At 51.2% G+C, this 14,960-nt stretch carries 13 protein-coding genes; 4 read left to right on the top strand and 9 right to left on the bottom strand.

Features of this window, described 5'->3' with window-relative positions; genetic code table 11:
* The first annotated feature begins 129 nt into the window (after positions 1 to 129).
* Positions 130 to 531 (top strand): RDD family protein, encoded by a 402-nt coding sequence (locus tag EBS36_06145; GenBank protein NBU32732.1) that lies wholly within the window; start codon positions 130 to 132, stop codon positions 529 to 531.
* Between the two features lie 16 nt (positions 532 to 547).
* Here EBS36_06145 and EBS36_06140 read toward each other — a convergent pair whose 3' ends face one another.
* The 3 genes from EBS36_06140 to lipB are packed head-to-tail and all read right to left on the bottom strand — an operon-like array spanning position 548 to position 2,842.
* Positions 548 to 1,216 (bottom strand): DUF4191 family protein, encoded by a 669-nt coding sequence (locus EBS36_06140; GenBank protein NBU32731.1) that lies wholly within the window; start codon positions 1,214 to 1,216, stop codon positions 548 to 550.
* Positions 1,217 to 1,225: 9 nt separating this feature from the next.
* Positions 1,226 to 2,167 (bottom strand): lipoyl synthase, encoded by a 942-nt coding sequence (gene lipA / locus EBS36_06135; protein NBU32730.1) that lies wholly within the window; start codon positions 2,165 to 2,167, stop codon positions 1,226 to 1,228.
* Between the two features lie 9 nt (positions 2,168 to 2,176).
* Positions 2,177 to 2,842, bottom strand: coding sequence for a lipoyl(octanoyl) transferase LipB (gene lipB, locus EBS36_06130; protein ID NBU32729.1), 666 nt, complete (start codon positions 2,840 to 2,842; stop codon positions 2,177 to 2,179).
* A gap of 137 nt (positions 2,843 to 2,979) precedes the next feature.
* Here lipB and EBS36_06125 point away from each other — a divergent pair, with 137 nt between their 5' ends.
* Complete coding sequence (locus tag EBS36_06125; protein ID NBU32728.1) at positions 2,980 to 5,211, top strand: MMPL family transporter; 2,232 nt, start codon at positions 2,980 to 2,982, stop codon at positions 5,209 to 5,211.
* A complete protein-coding gene (locus tag EBS36_06120) occupies positions 5,208 to 5,927 on the top strand; it encodes a peptidase E (protein NBU32727.1) in 720 nt (239 codons plus the stop codon). The genes EBS36_06125 and EBS36_06120 overlap by 4 nt, the downstream gene beginning before the upstream one ends.
* Positions 5,928 to 5,950: 23 nt before the next feature.
* On the opposite strand, the gene EBS36_06115 is transcribed toward EBS36_06120, so the two are convergent.
* The 5 genes from EBS36_06115 to EBS36_06095 all read right to left on the bottom strand — a co-directional run bounded on the left by EBS36_06115 (position 5,951) and on the right by EBS36_06095 (position 12,966).
* Entirely contained in the window at positions 5,951 to 7,228 is a 1,278-nt protein-coding gene (locus EBS36_06115) for an FAD-dependent oxidoreductase (protein NBU32726.1), read from the bottom strand.
* Positions 7,228 to 8,112, bottom strand: coding sequence for a TIGR01777 family protein (locus EBS36_06110; GenBank protein NBU32725.1), 885 nt, complete (start codon positions 8,110 to 8,112; stop codon positions 7,228 to 7,230). Before EBS36_06110 ends, EBS36_06115 begins: the two co-directional genes overlap by 1 nt.
* Positions 8,113 to 8,211: 99 nt before the next feature.
* Positions 8,212 to 9,924, bottom strand: coding sequence for a 2-oxoglutarate dehydrogenase, E2 component, dihydrolipoamide succinyltransferase (gene sucB / locus EBS36_06105; protein NBU32724.1), 1,713 nt, complete (start codon positions 9,922 to 9,924; stop codon positions 8,212 to 8,214).
* A 48-nt stretch (positions 9,925 to 9,972) separates the two neighbouring features.
* Complete coding sequence (gene lpdA / locus EBS36_06100; GenBank protein NBU32723.1) at positions 9,973 to 11,331, bottom strand: dihydrolipoyl dehydrogenase; 1,359 nt, start codon at positions 11,329 to 11,331, stop codon at positions 9,973 to 9,975.
* 114 nt (positions 11,332 to 11,445) lie between these two features.
* Positions 11,446 to 12,966, bottom strand: coding sequence for a leucyl aminopeptidase (locus EBS36_06095; GenBank protein NBU32722.1), 1,521 nt, complete (start codon positions 12,964 to 12,966; stop codon positions 11,446 to 11,448).
* A gap of 54 nt (positions 12,967 to 13,020) precedes the next feature.
* On the opposite strand from EBS36_06095, the gene gcvT reads away from it, so the two are divergent.
* The gene (gene gcvT / locus EBS36_06090) at positions 13,021 to 14,103 is read left to right on the top strand and encodes a glycine cleavage system aminomethyltransferase GcvT (GenBank protein NBU32721.1); all 1,083 of its coding nucleotides are present in this window, start codon (positions 13,021 to 13,023) and stop codon (positions 14,101 to 14,103) included.
* A gap of 197 nt (positions 14,104 to 14,300) precedes the next feature.
* Here the strand turns inward: gcvT and EBS36_06085 are convergent, their stop codons facing one another.
* Positions 14,301 to 14,957, bottom strand: a complete 657-nt coding sequence (locus tag EBS36_06085; GenBank protein NBU32720.1) for an aquaporin — start codon at positions 14,955 to 14,957, stop codon at positions 14,301 to 14,303.
* Between the last annotated feature and the right edge of the window lie 3 nt (positions 14,958 to 14,960).

Raw genomic sequence — 14,960 nt, 5'->3', positions numbered from 1 at the left:
ATCAATCTGCAGATTGATTGCCTGGCTGGTTCGAGCGTGCTGGTTTAAGGTTAGCCCTGCTCTGTTTCGCCAATGTTACGAGGATTCCAGTCAGGACAATCACCCAAAATCAAAGTAGGCTGACACCCTATGGAGCCAGAAAATCGCCTAGGATTGCCCGAATTTGGGCCAGGTTCCATCGCTGGTGTGGGGCGCAGGATAGCGGCATTCTTCCTTGATTATTTCGCCTGTTGGGCGGTTGCCCATCTGGTCGCACCCGATATTGAGATGCTCAGCAATGAATTTCGACTACTTACCTTGGCAATTTTGTTCAGCCAGATAATTGTTCTGACAACCCTGACTGGATCATCGTTTGGCCAGCGAGTCCTGGGAATGCAAGTCACAACGCTAGATCTGAGCCGGGTCGATGTCCTTCGGATTTTAGCCCGCACCGCAATGATTTTTACGGTAATCCCAGCCGCAGTTTGGGATCGCGATACCCGAGGATTGCACGATCGCCTGCTCGGAACTGTGGTTGTCCGGACTCGCTAACGCAGTTATCGAGCAATTATCGGCGCGGGATTTTGCCGCGTGTTGGCATTGGACCTTTTGGAATCGGAATTTGATTTGCCGGTAATGCTGTGAACCGACGACGCAGTTCAGTAGTGGCTGCTGGTTTCAGTGCTTTCGGGAATTTCTTTAGCTCTTTTCGCAATTGGCGGAGTGTGACACCGTTTTCGCCAACCACAATTTCATGAATTGGCACACCAGGTGCGAACCGAGCGTGCAACTTCTTTTGCTCCGTCAACAACTGTTGCGGACGCGGACCTTCCCCAACCAAAATTACTCCCGGCCGACCGATAACTCGATGCACCAAGTTTTGCATCTTGTCAAAGCCCACTGTTGGGGTTGAAGTGAAGCCAGTTCGCGGACTCAAACTCTGCAATACCGAGGCAGCAGCCCCTAGCTGACCTTCAACCGAGGCATAAATAGCCCGCTCAGCAATGCGCCCGAAGACTAGCAGTGTACATAGCAACGCAAGGCCCACGGCCAAAATAGTAAAGAATGCCATGGTTCCAGTGACCACACCGATACCGAAAAAGATTCCAAATACTGCAACGAAAATGAGCAGGAGTTTCAGGCCTAGAAATGACACATAGTCACTAGCAATCGAGTAAGTCTCCCGAAGTTGCTGGTGCCATTTTTGCTTTTCCGGTTCTGGCTGGCGATTAGACATAGTTCAACCTTAGAGGTTAGTAGTGGAACGAGCGGCGATTGCTTGCTCATAAAGTCGGCCAGCTCGGTAGGACGAGCGAACTAGCGGTCCGCTCATGACCCCAACAAAACCGATAGATTCGGCAAATTCTTGTAACATGACAAATTCTTCGGGCTTTACCCATCGTTCGACTGGGTGATGACGAAGTGATGGTCGCAAGTATTGAGTAATCGTAACTAGCTCACATCCGGCTCCAACCAGGTCGTGCAGAGTCTCTTTGACTTCGTTAATGGTTTCGCCCATGCCCAGAATTAGATTGCTCTTGGTAACCAATCCAAAGTCTCGAGCAGCAGTAATCACCGCAAGCGAGCGTTCATATCGGAATCCCGGGCGAATTCGCTTAAAGATTCGTGGCACAGTTTCGAGATTGTGGGCAAAGACTTCAGGGCGGGATTCGAAAACTTCAGTGAGCAGCTCAGGCTTGGCGTCAAAATCTGGAGCTAACATTTCGACCTTGATACCAGGGACTGCATGATGCACTGCGCGAATGGTTTCGGCATACAACCAAGCGCCCTGATCTTCAAGATCGTCACGAGTTACACCAGTTATGGTCGCATAGCGAAGTTGCATCTTTGCCACCGATTCTGCAACTCGTCGTGGTTCATCTCGGTCCAGTTCCTTTGGCTTGCCAGTATCAATCTGACAGAAGTCACATCGGCGTGTGCATTGGTCGCCACCAATCAGGAAGGTCGCTTCGCGATCTTCCCAACACTCAAAAATGTTTGGGCAGCCGGCTTCTTGGCAAACGGTGTGTAATCCTTCGCGCTTTACCAGACTCAAGATTTCGGTGTATTCAGGACCAGTCTTGACCCGCGTCTTAATCCACTCGGGTTTGCGCTCAATTGGAGTAAGCGCATTGCGCGCCTCAATGCGAAGAAGGCGAGGCGGGTTTGGTTTTGACGAGTCGGTCACAGGTCAATCTTACGCGGTCACCGGCGCGGGCTTCGGGGCAGTTACGTCATCAAAGACCTGATCTAAATGCTTGCTTATGGGGCCAAGTATCTGCAGCGGGGTTACCGAGCGTCCAAGTTCAATTGAAAGTGTGCTCACCCCGGCATCCGATATGCCACAAGGCACTATCTTGCTGAACTCGACTAATTCATTTGAACAGTTCAAGGCAAAGCCATGCATGGTGACGCCCTGCGCTACCCGAACCCCGATGGCAGCCAGCTTTCGCTCACCTCTTTCATCAGCCACCCAGACGCCGCTCCTACCTTTAATTCGAGAAGTTTCTAAACCGAAATCTGTGCAAACCCCAATAAGCACTTCTTCAAGCCGACGAACATGTGAAACCACGTCCATCGGACTCGGTAAATGGACAATCGGATATCCAACTAGCTGACCTGGACCGTGCCAAGTGATTTTGCCACCCCGGTCTACATCAACGACGGGCGTGCCATCAATCGGGCGATCGCCAAGCTCGGTCCGCCGGCCCGCGGTGTAAACGGATGCATGTTCTAGTAACAAAACCTGATCAGGAACTTCACCAGCGACCACCGAGGCGTGAATCTTTCGTTGCAAATCCCAGGCTTGCTGGTAGTCAATCAGGCTCTCACCTAATTTAAGGGGCCGGATTAGTAAACTCACTCCTTTAGCCTATGCCGACAGGCAATAGTTGCTAAAAAGCGGTAATTTAGACAGGCAAGGCAACGGCGCCCTATCAACCAAAGGACCTAAACGTGTCAATCGATCTCGGACCAGATTCAACGGAAAAACCGAAGGAAATTACTAAGCGATCACGAAACAAATTCGTAATCGCATCAGTTTTCGTACTAGTGGCTTGGCTAGGGATAAGCGGCGCTACTGGACCGCTATTCGGCAAACTAAGCAGTGTTCAGAAGAACGATAATTCCAACTTCCTGCCGGCTAGTGCCGAGTCCACCAAAGCGGGCACTTTCTCGGTCCAGTTCAGCGACCAGAAAGATTCTTCGATCCTGCCAGCGCTTGTGTTGTTCTCAGGCAAAGCAGATCCAACTAATGTAGAAAAAATTGCTGGGTTCGCCCAGACTATTGTCTCTAGGCCAGTTGCTGACTCAGGTGGTAAAACCATCGGTGACTATCTAGCAGCTAACAGCAAACTAATGCCTATTCCGTCAAAGGATGGAAAAGCGGTAATCCTTTCCATACCGCTAGATAACAAAAAGATTGCCATCCCGCTAGAGAACGAAAAACCAGCACTTGGCGCGATTGTTAAAGAGCTCCGCATTGCCGCCAGTGAAGTGCCAAATTTTGAATCGCATGTAACCGGTATTGGTGGCATCTTGGCCGACTTATTCGACAGTTTTGGCTCAATTGACACCAACTTGCTCAGAACAACCTTGATTGTTGTTGCGCTGATTCTTATTTTTGTATATCGCTCACCAATCCTTTGGGTACTTCCGCTTTTCGGTTCACTCATAGCACTGACAGTGGCTGGTGGCATGGTCTATCTGCTGGCCAAAGACGGTGTCATTGATCTTGATGGCCAGTCGCAAGGCATTTTGGATGTTCTAACAATTGGTGCAGCGACCGATTACGCGCTGTTGATGATTGCGCGTTATCGAGAAGAACTGCATCACTACGACAGCAAAGTGATAGCCATGAAGAAAGCTTGGCGAGGAGTTGTTGAGCCGATAGTGGCATCAGGCTTAACCGTAATTTTTGGTTTGATGGTGCTTTCACTTTCCTTGCTAAAGAGTGTGCGCTCACTTGGGCCAGTGGCAGCACTTGGCATATTCTCAGCGCAGGTAGTAATGCTCACGTTGCTTCCCGCGCTGCTAGTACTTGCCCCACGTTGGATCTTCTGGCCAAAGGTGCCAAAGCATGACGATACCGATGAACGCCTATCAGGTATTTGGTCGCGCATTGCCGGCGCTGTCGGCCGTAAGCCACGCCGTACTTGGGTTGCAAGTAGTTTGTTCCTGTTGATCGCAACGGCATTCGCAACTCAAATTGGCGGGGCAGGACTTTCTCAAACCGACGCATTTACGGGCAAGCCAGATTCAGTGGTTGGTATAGCCAAGCTTGCAGAACATTTCCCAGCTGGCGCTGGTGACCCAACTTTGGTGATTGTGCCAGTACAGGATGCCAAGAAGGTGACTGCTGCACTTGAGAAGACCCAGGGTGTTGCTTCGGTTACGCCAACACTTGATGCGGCTGCAATGGCTGGCGCACTGGAAGCTGCTGGTGGGCCTGAAGGACTTGTTGGCATTCGGCCGATTCCAAAAATCGTTGATGGTTTGACGCAACTGGAAGTCACTTTGGTAAAGCCTGCGGACTCAAAAGATGCCAAAGCTTTAATCCCTGGTATTCGCGACATTGTGCACGGCATAAGTCCGACTGGACTGGTTGGCGGAACTACAGCAACAAACTACGACATCTCGGCCGCTGAGGCGCGTGACTTGCGAGTAATTGTTCCAATTGCGTTGCTGGTGATTGGCATCATCCTGGCATTCTTGCTGCGTAGCTTAATTGCTCCGCTCATGCTGGTAGCAACCACTGTGCTCTCCTTTGGCGCAACACTCGGAATCTGCCACTTGGTGTTCAAGTACATTTTTGGATTCAAAGGAACGGACGGGGCATTCCCGCTGTATACCTTCATTTTCTTGGTAGCACTTGGCATCGACTACAACATATTCCTGATGACTCGGGTGCGTGAAGAAGCCTTAAAGATTGGTACTCGCGCCGGCATCATCAAAGGTGTAACGGTTACCGGTGGAGTCATCACATCTGCGGGAATAGTCCTAGCAGCGACTTTCGCAGTATTGGGAACTCTGCCGCTTGTGATCCTGGCTGAGATTGGTTTTGCGGTGGCATTTGGTGTGCTGCTCGACACAATCATTGTGCGAAGCCTGCTTGTGCCGGCTTTGGCTTACGAAATGAATAACTTCACTTGGTGGCCAAGCAAACTTTCCAAACAAACTATTGGCGATTTGCAAGGTGGAAGCGGAATTGCACCAGAAAGTGTGAACGCATGACAAACAAGTACATAGTCGCCTCAAGTGGTGGCTTCGTCACTACTGATCGTTGGGGAGTCATGAAGCCAGGTGGCATCATGAATCGGGCTCTGGAACTTACCGGCAAGACTCGTCCGCGGGTTCTGTTCATGATGACTGCTAGCGGGGATGATTCTTCGTACATTGCCCGCAGTTACCAAGCAATGTCTGATGCATCAGTGGATGTTGACCATTTGGCACTTTTCACTCAGCCAACTCGGCCAGTTGAGGAAGCAATTGGCAAAGCAGACCTCGTGTGGGTTGGTGGCGGCTCAGTCGCTAACCTGCTTGCTGTTTGGCGTTTACATGGTGTTGATGTTGCTCTGCGCGATGCCTGGGAAGCGGGAACTGTACTAGGTGGAGTTAGTGCCGGATCTATTTGCTGGCATGTTGGGGGCCCAACGGATTCTTTCGGACCAAAGCTTGAAGTTGTTAACAACGCACTTGGCTTGATTCCGTTTGGAAATGGCGTGCATTACGACAGCGAAGCACAACGTCGCCCGCTGTTGCAGTCAATCGTTAAGGACGGCTCGCTTCCAGTGTCTTTCGCAACTGATGATCATGTGGCAGTAGTTTACGAAAACGAGGATCCGTTCGAAGTTGTCGCTGACACAGCAGACACCACAGCCCGTGCTTATCGCCTAGAAAAGGTCGGCGTTGAAGTTGTGGAAACTACTCTGGAACTAGGGCGAATTTAGTTACTTCTTAGTAGCAAGACTGGTTACAAGCCATCAATCAGTAAAGCTTCGGCAGCGCGGCGCCCACTTGCGAACGCACCGTTAATTGACGACACCGCTCGGTAATCTCCCGCAACATACAAGCCATCAACAATTCGCGCTGTTTGCTTAACCACATGTGGTGGAAGCATTGCTGGTAGGGCATTGGCTATCGGATAGGCAGCCACTGATTTCCAACCAGCGGTTGGAATCCCATACAGAGTTGCCAAGTGTGACCGCACAGCCAATTCTGCCTCCGCGTTGGAATCAAGCGCCAGTGTCGAAGTCGAAACCAAAACTCGACCGTCTGAGGCATAGCTTGGCGCAGCATTACTTAGCGCAACGGTGTTTACTACTGGCCGTTTTGGATCGGCCGCATGCTTGTCGTAGCGCCTGCCATCAACTACCAAAGTTCCAGCCCCGTTGGTTAAATCGGCAGGCAAACAATCAGCCAAGTGATACCAAGTTGTCACACTATTCATCTTGGGCACTTTAATCGTCGGTACAAATTTATTTGCTGAGTGCGCATCGGTGGCAATTATTACCGCCCGACAGTCAATCTGACCTTGATGTGTAATCACTTTACGCGGGGCTACTGCTGTTACTTCAACATCGCAAAAGACCGTATTGGCCTGAAGTTGCGCTGCTAACTGGCGCGGAATCTCCTGCATTCCGTATTTAGGAACACTGGGCACCCCAGCTACAAAACTGCGAAGCACAATGTCCAAGAATCGCTTAGATGTAGCGAGTTCATCATCTAAAAACACGCCGGCTAAAAATGGGCGAAGCAACTTATTTGTTAAGTCACGGCCAAATTTAAAATTTAGAAAGGCTTCAGTGCGTTGATCAATGGAATCTGATTTTTCATCTGCAAGCCCAATTTTTGCGGCGTACTTTGCAAACTTGAGCTTGTCACGAATTTTGCCAACTGGCGCCAGCATCGAATCAACGGCCCAAGTTGGTTCGTGGCGAGGATTGCCCATGCGGTAGTTCCGACCATCAATTGAGACAATCAAGCCTGCAGTTAACGGCTGGAGTTCTAGCGCATTTAGGTCAAGAATGTGGGTGCCTTCAACATAGCTAGGGTTATAGAGCTGGAAACCCCGATCTAACTGCAATCCGTCAACCACATCTGTCCGGACTCGACCACCAATATCGTCACTGGCTTCTAGAACAACTACTGAGCGGCCAGCTATAGTGAGCGCCCGAGCGGCCGTTAGTCCAGCAAGTCCAGCACCAACAACCACAACGTCGCATGATTTGGGCAGGCTGTGTTCAGACATTATGAAAGTAGTGTACGCGTTGCCGATTCAATATCCGGGTGCGCAAAGGTGAAACCCGCGGCAAGTAGTTTCTTGGGCAACACCCGATTGCTCCCCAATACTTCTTGCGAGAACTCGCCCAGTACTAATTTCAACGCAATGGCCGGCACGGAAAATAAGGTCGGTCTGCGCAGGACTTTGCCGAGAGCCTTTGTGATTTGAGTATTTGTTGCTGGTGTTGGCGCTGTTAGATTGACAGGTCCACTCAGTTGCTCATTGGTGAGCAGGAACTTTAGCGCCGCTACTTCATCGGCAATCGAAATGAACGACCAAAATTGTTTGCCAGAACCAAGTTTGCCGCCTAGACCAAATTTGAAAAGTGGCAACATTCGTGACCAAGCCCCACCCTTTGGTGACATGACTAATCCAGTGCGGGCAAGCACAACTCGCACACCGGCATCCGCAGCTGGTTTGGTTGCCGCTTCCCATTGCCTGACTACATCAGGAAGAAAGCCCATTGCGTTAGGGGCTGATTCATCAACTTTATTTGTGCCGGTGTCGCCGTACCAGCCAATGGCACTGCCATTAATTAACACCGCTGGCTTAAGCTGAGCAGCAACTTTGGCAATTGTCTCGGTTGACTGGACTCGAGATTGCAAAATTGCGTTCTTGTACTTTTTTGTCCAGCGATGATCGCCAACTCCAGCGCCAGCAAGATTGATGATTGCCTCGACACCGACAAGGGCTGACGAGTCGATTTCACCCAATGCTGGGTTCCAGCTCACTTCCGAACTGGCCGAAACTGGTCGCCGAACTAGGCGTAGGACCTCATGCCCATCTGCTCGAAGGGATTCAACCAAAACTGTGCCAATGAGCCCACTAGAGCCAGCAATCGCGATACGCATAGTTCTACTCTGCCGTGTTTGCTTGGGTTATGCGACCTGGCGGTAAAGAAAAGAGCGGTTCCGGCCGTAACCGAAACCGCTCTAAACGCAGGAGAGAACTTACAAACCTAAATCGGCTTCAAATGCTCCTTCTTCTAGACGAGCCTTCATGGCGCTGAGGAATCGAGCTGCATCCGCGCCATCAACTAAGCGATGATCATATGTGAGCGCCAAGTAAACCATCTGACGGATACTAATGACATCCTGACCATTCTCGTCAGTTACTACGACTGGCCGTTTCACAACTGCGCCGGTGCCCAAGATAGCCACCTGAGGTTGATTCAGGATAGGTGTATCGAACAATGCTCCACGGCTACCAGTATTGGTCAGCGTGAATGTGCCACCGCTAAGTTCATCTGGCGAAAGTTTGTTGGTCCGAGTGCGCTCGGCTAAGTCGGCTATCTTGCGCGACAAGCCACCGATGTTTAGGTCACCTGCATTGTGAATTACTGGAACTAATAAACCACGTTCGGTATCAACTGCAATGCCTAAGTGCTCGGCATCAAAGTAAGTTACTGTGCCCGCAGCTTGGTCAATAGTTGCATTGACAACCGGGAAAGTTTTCAACGCTTCGCAAGCTGCCTTAGCAAAGAAGGGCAAGAAGCTCAGCTTTACACCTTCACGCTCAAAGAAGGCATTCTTTGAGCGATTACGAAGTGCAGCAATGCGAGTTACATCAACTTCTACCACGGAAGTTAGCTGAGCTGAAACCTGAAGAGATTCCACCATGCGTTCAGCAATCACTTTGCGTAGGCGTGTCATCGGCACTGTGTTCCCACGAAGTTCCGCGCCCGTTGGCACCTTGACTGCAGGCGCTGCTGGTGCATTGGAAGTTGGTGTCGCACTGGTTGCTGCCACCGGAGCAGGTGTAGAAGCCACTGGCCGATCGACTATCTGGGCAACCGGAATCTGCGTCGGGTTAGTAGCGAGCACATCTTCTTTACGAATTCGCCCACCTACGCCAGTGCCAACCACGGTTGATAAATCAACACCGCGTTCAGCAGCAAGTCGGCGAACAAGTGGAGTTGCATAAGCACCAGCATTTGCTGTGGCTAAATCTGCCGAACTAGTAACAGGAGCTGGAGTGGCAATAGGAGCAGGAGCTGGAGTAGCAATAGGGGCAGGTGTTGGCGCACTCGCGGTAGGTACTGCCGGCGCGGCACTAGTTGGTGCCAGTGAACCAATGACCCCGAGTTGGCCACCTACTTGAGCCACACCATCTTCGGCAACGGTGATTTCTAACAGCACACCTTCAACTGGTGATGGAATCTCAGTATCAACTTTGTCGGTTGAAACTTCAAGTAGCGCTTCATCAACGGCAACTTTGTCGCCGATCTGCTTTAGCCAACGAGTAACTGTGCCTTCGGTGACACTTTCACCAAGAGCAGGAAGGACCACTGGAACATTGCTGCCTGATCCTGCCGGCACAGCCGCGACTGTTGGCGCTGGTGCTGCAATTTCAACGACGAGCGGTTGCGCAACAGGTTCAGCATTAACAGGTTCAGCAACTGGGGTCGAAGGCGTGGCAGCAGCACCTGTTTCACCAATCACAGCAAGCGCTCCGCCAACAAGAACTACGGCATCTTCGCCCGCAATGATTTCAAGCAGAACGCCTGAAACTGGAGAGGGGATCTCGGTATCAACTTTGTCGGTCGACACTTCAAGTAATGGTTCGTCGGCGTTAACGGAATCGCCAACTTGCTTAAGCCAACGGGTTACCGTGCCTTCGGTTACGCTTTCACCCAATTGCGGCATTGATACTGTCGTGGTCACCGGTGCGGTCACTCCTTTTAACTGGTCGTTCTAGGTCAAGGCTAGTGGTTAAGCGTGTGCGTGTAGTGGTTTGCCGGACAGAGCAAGGTGTGCCTCGCCCATGGCTTCATTCTGGGTTGGATGGGCGTGAATCAGGGTGGCTACCTCGCTCGGGTAAGCCTCCCAGTTGTAGATCAACTGTGCCTCGCCGATTAGTTCACCAACCCGGCTACCAATCATGTGTACGCCAACAACTGGTCCATCTTTTTGGCGGATTAGCTTGATAAATCCAGTCGTACCTAAAATCTGGCTTTTGCCGTTGCCGCCAAGATTGTATTCGTACGACTCAACTTCGCCGTACTTCTCCTTTGCCTGTGCTTCGGTGTAGCCAATGCTGGCAATCTCTGGCTCGCTGTAAGTAACCCGGGGGATGCCAGTTTCATCAATACTCTGTGGTGCAAGTCCTGCGATTTCTTCAGCAACGAAAATTCCTTGCTGGAAACCGCGATGGGCTAACTGCAAGCCCGGGACGATGTCACCGACTGCGTAAACGCCAGGAACATTTGTTGCTAAGCGCTCGTTAGTGAGCACGAAGCCGCGGTCCATGTTGATGCCCTGCGCTTCATAGCCCAAGTTTTCAGTGCGTGGTCCTCGGCCAACTGCAACAAGAAGTAAGTCAGCACGCAATGTATCGCCTGATTCCAGAGTTACCGTAACGCCGTCAGCATCTTGAACTGCACTTTGGAATCGAACACCAACTTTAAAGTCAATGCCACGCTTTCTAAATGCTCGCTCCATGGCCTTTGACACCGCTGCATCTTCAGCTGGTACTAGGTTTGGTAAACCTTCAACAACAGTTACCTCAACACCGAAGGAACGCCAGACAGATGCGAATTCCACGCCAATAACGCCGCCGCCAAGAATGATTACACTTCCAGGTACATAATCCATTGTTAGTGCTTGATCGCTAGTCATAATGCGACCAGAGATTTCTAGCCCAGGCAAGGTTCGCGCAAATGAGCCGGTGGCAAGCACAATGTTCTTGCCTTCATACCGCTGACCGTTCACCTCAACAACATTCGGTGCAACTAACTTGCCTTCGCCCTCAACAAAGGTAATTTCGCGACTCTTGACCAAACCTTGCAAACCTTTGTACAGACGACCAATTACGCCATCTTTGTACTCATTCACTTTGGCCATGTCGATGCCATTGAAAGTGCTATGTACGCCAAAGTTTTCGCCTTCGCGAGCGGTGTCCGCAACTTCGGCTGCATGCAAGAGCGCCTTGGTTGGAATACAACCGCGGTGCAAACAAGTACCACCCAGTTTGTCTTTTTCAATGAGAATTACCGATAGACCGAGCTGAGAAGCACGAAGTGCACAGGCGTAACCGCCACTTCCGCCACCCAGAATCACAATGTCGTGCATTATTCCTCCGAGCAAAATCGCGCTGTTTGCGCATCGCTCTATTGTTTCACCTCTGGTGTAATTAACCCGAATCGGGGTGAGTGCCGGCAGCTCGGTGGCGAAGCCCCAATTCGACTAGAAGGAAACGGATTCTGCAGCTAAATCTTCGATCAGTGCAACCAGAGTGCGAACCCCAAAGCCCACGCCACCTTTTGGCACATACCCATAAGGAGCGCTTGGATTAAAAGCCGGCCCAGCAATGTCAAGATGGCCCCAGGTCAGGCCTTGAGCAATAAATTCCTTTAGGAATAGTCCAGCGGCCAACATTCCACCTTCGCGCTGGCCAATGTTGGCGATGTCTGCAACTAAGGACTCCATCGGGGGACGCAGTTCGGCAGGCATTGGCATGGGCCAAAACTCCTCACCCGCGCGACTGGCAGCGCTCATGACGGCGTCGCGAACTTCGTCATCGCCCAATACACCTGCAGTGCGAAAGCCAAGCGCGATTAGCGCAGCGCCAGTCAAGGTTGCCACGTCGATTACCAAATCTGGCTTATCTTCAGCGGCACGTACTAGCGCATCGGCCATCACTAGGCGACCTTCAGCATCAGTGTTAAGCACTTCAACGGTTCGCCCGCCGTAGATCGAAATGACATCACCTGGACGTTGGGCTTTTCCGCCCGGCATATTCTCGGCACACGCGGCGTAGGCAGTTACTTGTACCGGAAGTTCAAGTTCGGCAACTGCCTTGATGGTCGCAACCACTGCAGCCGCGCCACTCATGTCTGCCTTCATCTCATGCATGCTCGCTGGTGGTTTTAGTGAGATGCCGCCAGTATCAAATGTGATGCCCTTTCCAACCAGTGCAATGTGGGCAACGGCGTTTTTCGGACTGTAGGTCATTCGAATCAAACGCGGAGGGCGAGCAGAGCCTTGGCCAACTGCCATGATGCCGCCGTAACCCTCCTTAAGCAAAGCCTTCTCGTCAAGAACAGTAATCTTGACTGCCGTATCGGCTAGATGCTTCTTGGCTTCGTTGGCCAACTCAGCAGGCGGCAAGTGCAGCGGTGAATAGTTGATCAAGTTGCGAGCGAACACCACATTCTGGGTAACTACTCGAGCACGATTTAGTGCAGCTCGAAAATCTGCACTGCGGGCATCATCAGCAAACAAAGTTAGTGACTTAACTGGTGACTTGCTCTTTGAAAGCGACGAATGGCGATGGTCAGTAAACGAGTAAGCACCTAGCGCAGCGCCCTCAAGAATTGCACCAGCGGCTTCGGCGTAACTTGCTGGTAGGGCTAGGGACACTCGCTTGAATCCAGCCAAGTTACGAGTTGCAGCACCAGCTGAGCGCCGTAATGTTTCCTCTGAGATGCCATTGCGAATCGATCCGAGTCCAACCGCGACAATTACCTGGGCAGAAGCAAGATTGCCGGCCGGAATTCGCACTACCTCTTCACTACCGCCGCTAGCCCCAACAGCACTGAGAGCAGCTTTAATTTTTGTCAGCGCACTTTTAGGCAGGCCATTTGCCACTATGTCAAACTTGTTGTCGGTTGTTGTTGCCAGTACCACAACATCGGTTGGCGTGGTCAGGGGATTGCCTGACTTCAGGCTCAGGCTGGCAATAGTAGGGGTGGCATCCACGCTCATAAAGACTCCTAGGTGATGTTTGCATCTAAATTTAGTACGACTAGCGTTGTCTGTATGTTGACTGTGCCATTAAATGATGTCCACTTGGCTCTGGGCGCAAAAATGTGTCCATTTGCGGGCTATCAGATGCCCATTGAATACCCCACCGGAACAGTTGCTGAGCACACAGCGGTGCGCAATGCGGTTGGTGTGTTTGATGTGAGCCACATGGGCAAAGTCCGAGTTGTCGGACCAGGTGCAGTAGATTTCCTAAATTCAGTTTTAGCAAATGACCTAGCCCGAATCAGTGATGGCCAGGCACAGTACTCATTGCTATGCAACGAGGCAGGCGGCGTAGTCGACGATCTAATTGTTTATCGAGTTAGCAAAGACGAAGTGCGGATAGTTCCCAATGCAGCAAATGCACCAGCGGTAGTTGCAGCACTACGCACGCAGGCACCCAATGATGTTGAAATAATCGACTTGCAAAATCAGCAAGGCATTCTGGCTGTGCAGGGACCCATCAGTGCAAAAGTCATTGAACAACTAGGACTGCCATCAGCCATGGACTACATGGCTTTTGAGATTGCAACTTGGCAGGGCCACGAGCTCACTGTTTGTCGCACAGGCTACACCGGCGAACACGGTTACGAACTAATCGCGCCGAATGAAATTCTGGTTCCACTTTGGCAATCGCTACTAAGTGAGGGTCAACAATTTGGACTCACACCTTGCGGTCTTGGCGCACGCGACACTTTGCGCACTGAGATGGGTTACCCACTGCATGGCCAAGACATATCTCCAGACATCTCGCCAGTGGCTGCAAAACTCGGCTGGGCTATCGGCTGGGGTAAGCCAGAATTTAATGGCCGCATGGCTTTATCGGCGCAGAAAACATCGGGATTGCCGCAGGCTCTATTTGGTCTGCGGGCACTAGATCGAGGTGTCCCGCGCCCACACATGAAAGTTTTAGTAGGAGAGCGCGAGATAGGCGAAACCACCAGCGGCACCTTCTCGCCAACTCTGCAACAAGGTATCGCGATGGCGTTGCTGGATGCCGATACTCAGTTAGGCGATGAAGTTGTGATTGATGTTCGTGGTCGCCAGCTCCGAGCTGAAGTAGTTAAGCCACCATTTCTTGCTGCAAATGTTAGATAATTACTGCGGCGTGAAATAGGTTTCACAATCTTTCACAGTACAGCCATTAAAAAATTTTCTTTCACAAACTTTCACAAACTTTCACAAACCAAAATCAGGTCTCGGTGTGCAGAGGCGACTAATTGAGGGTAAGAACAGTAGTAGAAAGTAAAACGGGTCGATGCGCACACATCGACCCGTTTTTAATTTTTTTATGCTTAGGCAGTTTTTGCTGGCTTCATCACCAAGTCATAAACAAATACCGCAGCCAGTGCGCCGACGATCGGACCAACAATCCAAACGATTGCATTTGTGAAGCTGCCATTGACTAAAGCTGGACCTAACCAACGAGCTGGGTTCATAGCCGCGCCAGTTACTGGACCTGACCACAAAATGTCAGCGGTGATTACCAAACCAATTGGCAGACCGGCTACGGCACCAAAAGTTCCACGGCTATCAACTGCAACACCCATAACCACGATTACCAGAGCGAATGTCGCGATTGCTTCTATCAAGATGCCCTGGGTAGAAGTTACGGTATTGCCAAGTTTCGGAATTCCAGTCTTCCAAAGATCTCCGTACGCATACTTTGCCAGTAGCGCGGCAGCACCGCCACCAAGAACCTGAGCCACAATGTAGGCCAGGCCATCAAGTGGCGCAATGCGCTTAGTTGCAGCCATTGCCACTGTGATTGCCGGATTGAAATGTGCTCCTGAGATGTGGGCAAAAGCACAGACTGCAACCAAGATTGCCAAGCCGTGGGCAAGTGCAACAGCAACTAGACCAGTATTGGCAACGATTGCTCCAATGCCAAAAAGGCATAGGAAGAACACGCCAAGAAATTCAGCGAGTAGGCGGGAAGGGGCGTCCTTCATGGT

This window comes from Actinomycetota bacterium, assembly GCA_009923495.1.
GTDB lineage: Bacteria > Actinomycetota > Actinomycetes > S36-B12 > UBA5976 > UBA5976.
Note: the sequence above shows the minus strand (reverse complement) of the source record. Positions and strands in the feature narration are given on the sequence as shown.

Bases quoted from the DNA above. Each gene is read 5' to 3' on its own strand.
- EBS36_06145 (NBU32732.1), top strand. From the start codon at position 130: ATGGAGCCAGAAAATCGCCTAGGATTGCCCGAATTTGGGCCAGGTTCC.
- EBS36_06140 (NBU32731.1), bottom strand. From the start codon at position 1,216: ATGTCTAATCGCCAGCCAGAACCGGAAAAGCAAAAATGGCACCAGCAA.
- EBS36_06120 (NBU32727.1), top strand. From the start codon at position 5,208: ATGACAAACAAGTACATAGTCGCCTCAAGTGGTGGCTTCGTCACTACT.
- EBS36_06115 (NBU32726.1), bottom strand. From the start codon at position 7,228: ATGTCTGAACACAGCCTGCCCAAATCATGCGACGTTGTGGTTGTTGGT.
- EBS36_06110 (NBU32725.1), bottom strand. From the start codon at position 8,112: ATGCGTATCGCGATTGCTGGCTCTAGTGGGCTCATTGGCACAGTTTTG.
- lpdA (NBU32723.1), bottom strand. From the start codon at position 11,331: ATGCACGACATTGTGATTCTGGGTGGCGGAAGTGGCGGTTACGCCTGT.
- EBS36_06095 (NBU32722.1), bottom strand. From the start codon at position 12,966: ATGAGCGTGGATGCCACCCCTACTATTGCCAGCCTGAGCCTGAAGTCA.
- gcvT (NBU32721.1), top strand. From the start codon at position 13,021: ATGTTGACTGTGCCATTAAATGATGTCCACTTGGCTCTGGGCGCAAAA.
- EBS36_06085 (NBU32720.1), bottom strand. From the start codon at position 14,957: ATGAAGGACGCCCCTTCCCGCCTACTCGCTGAATTTCTTGGCGTGTTC.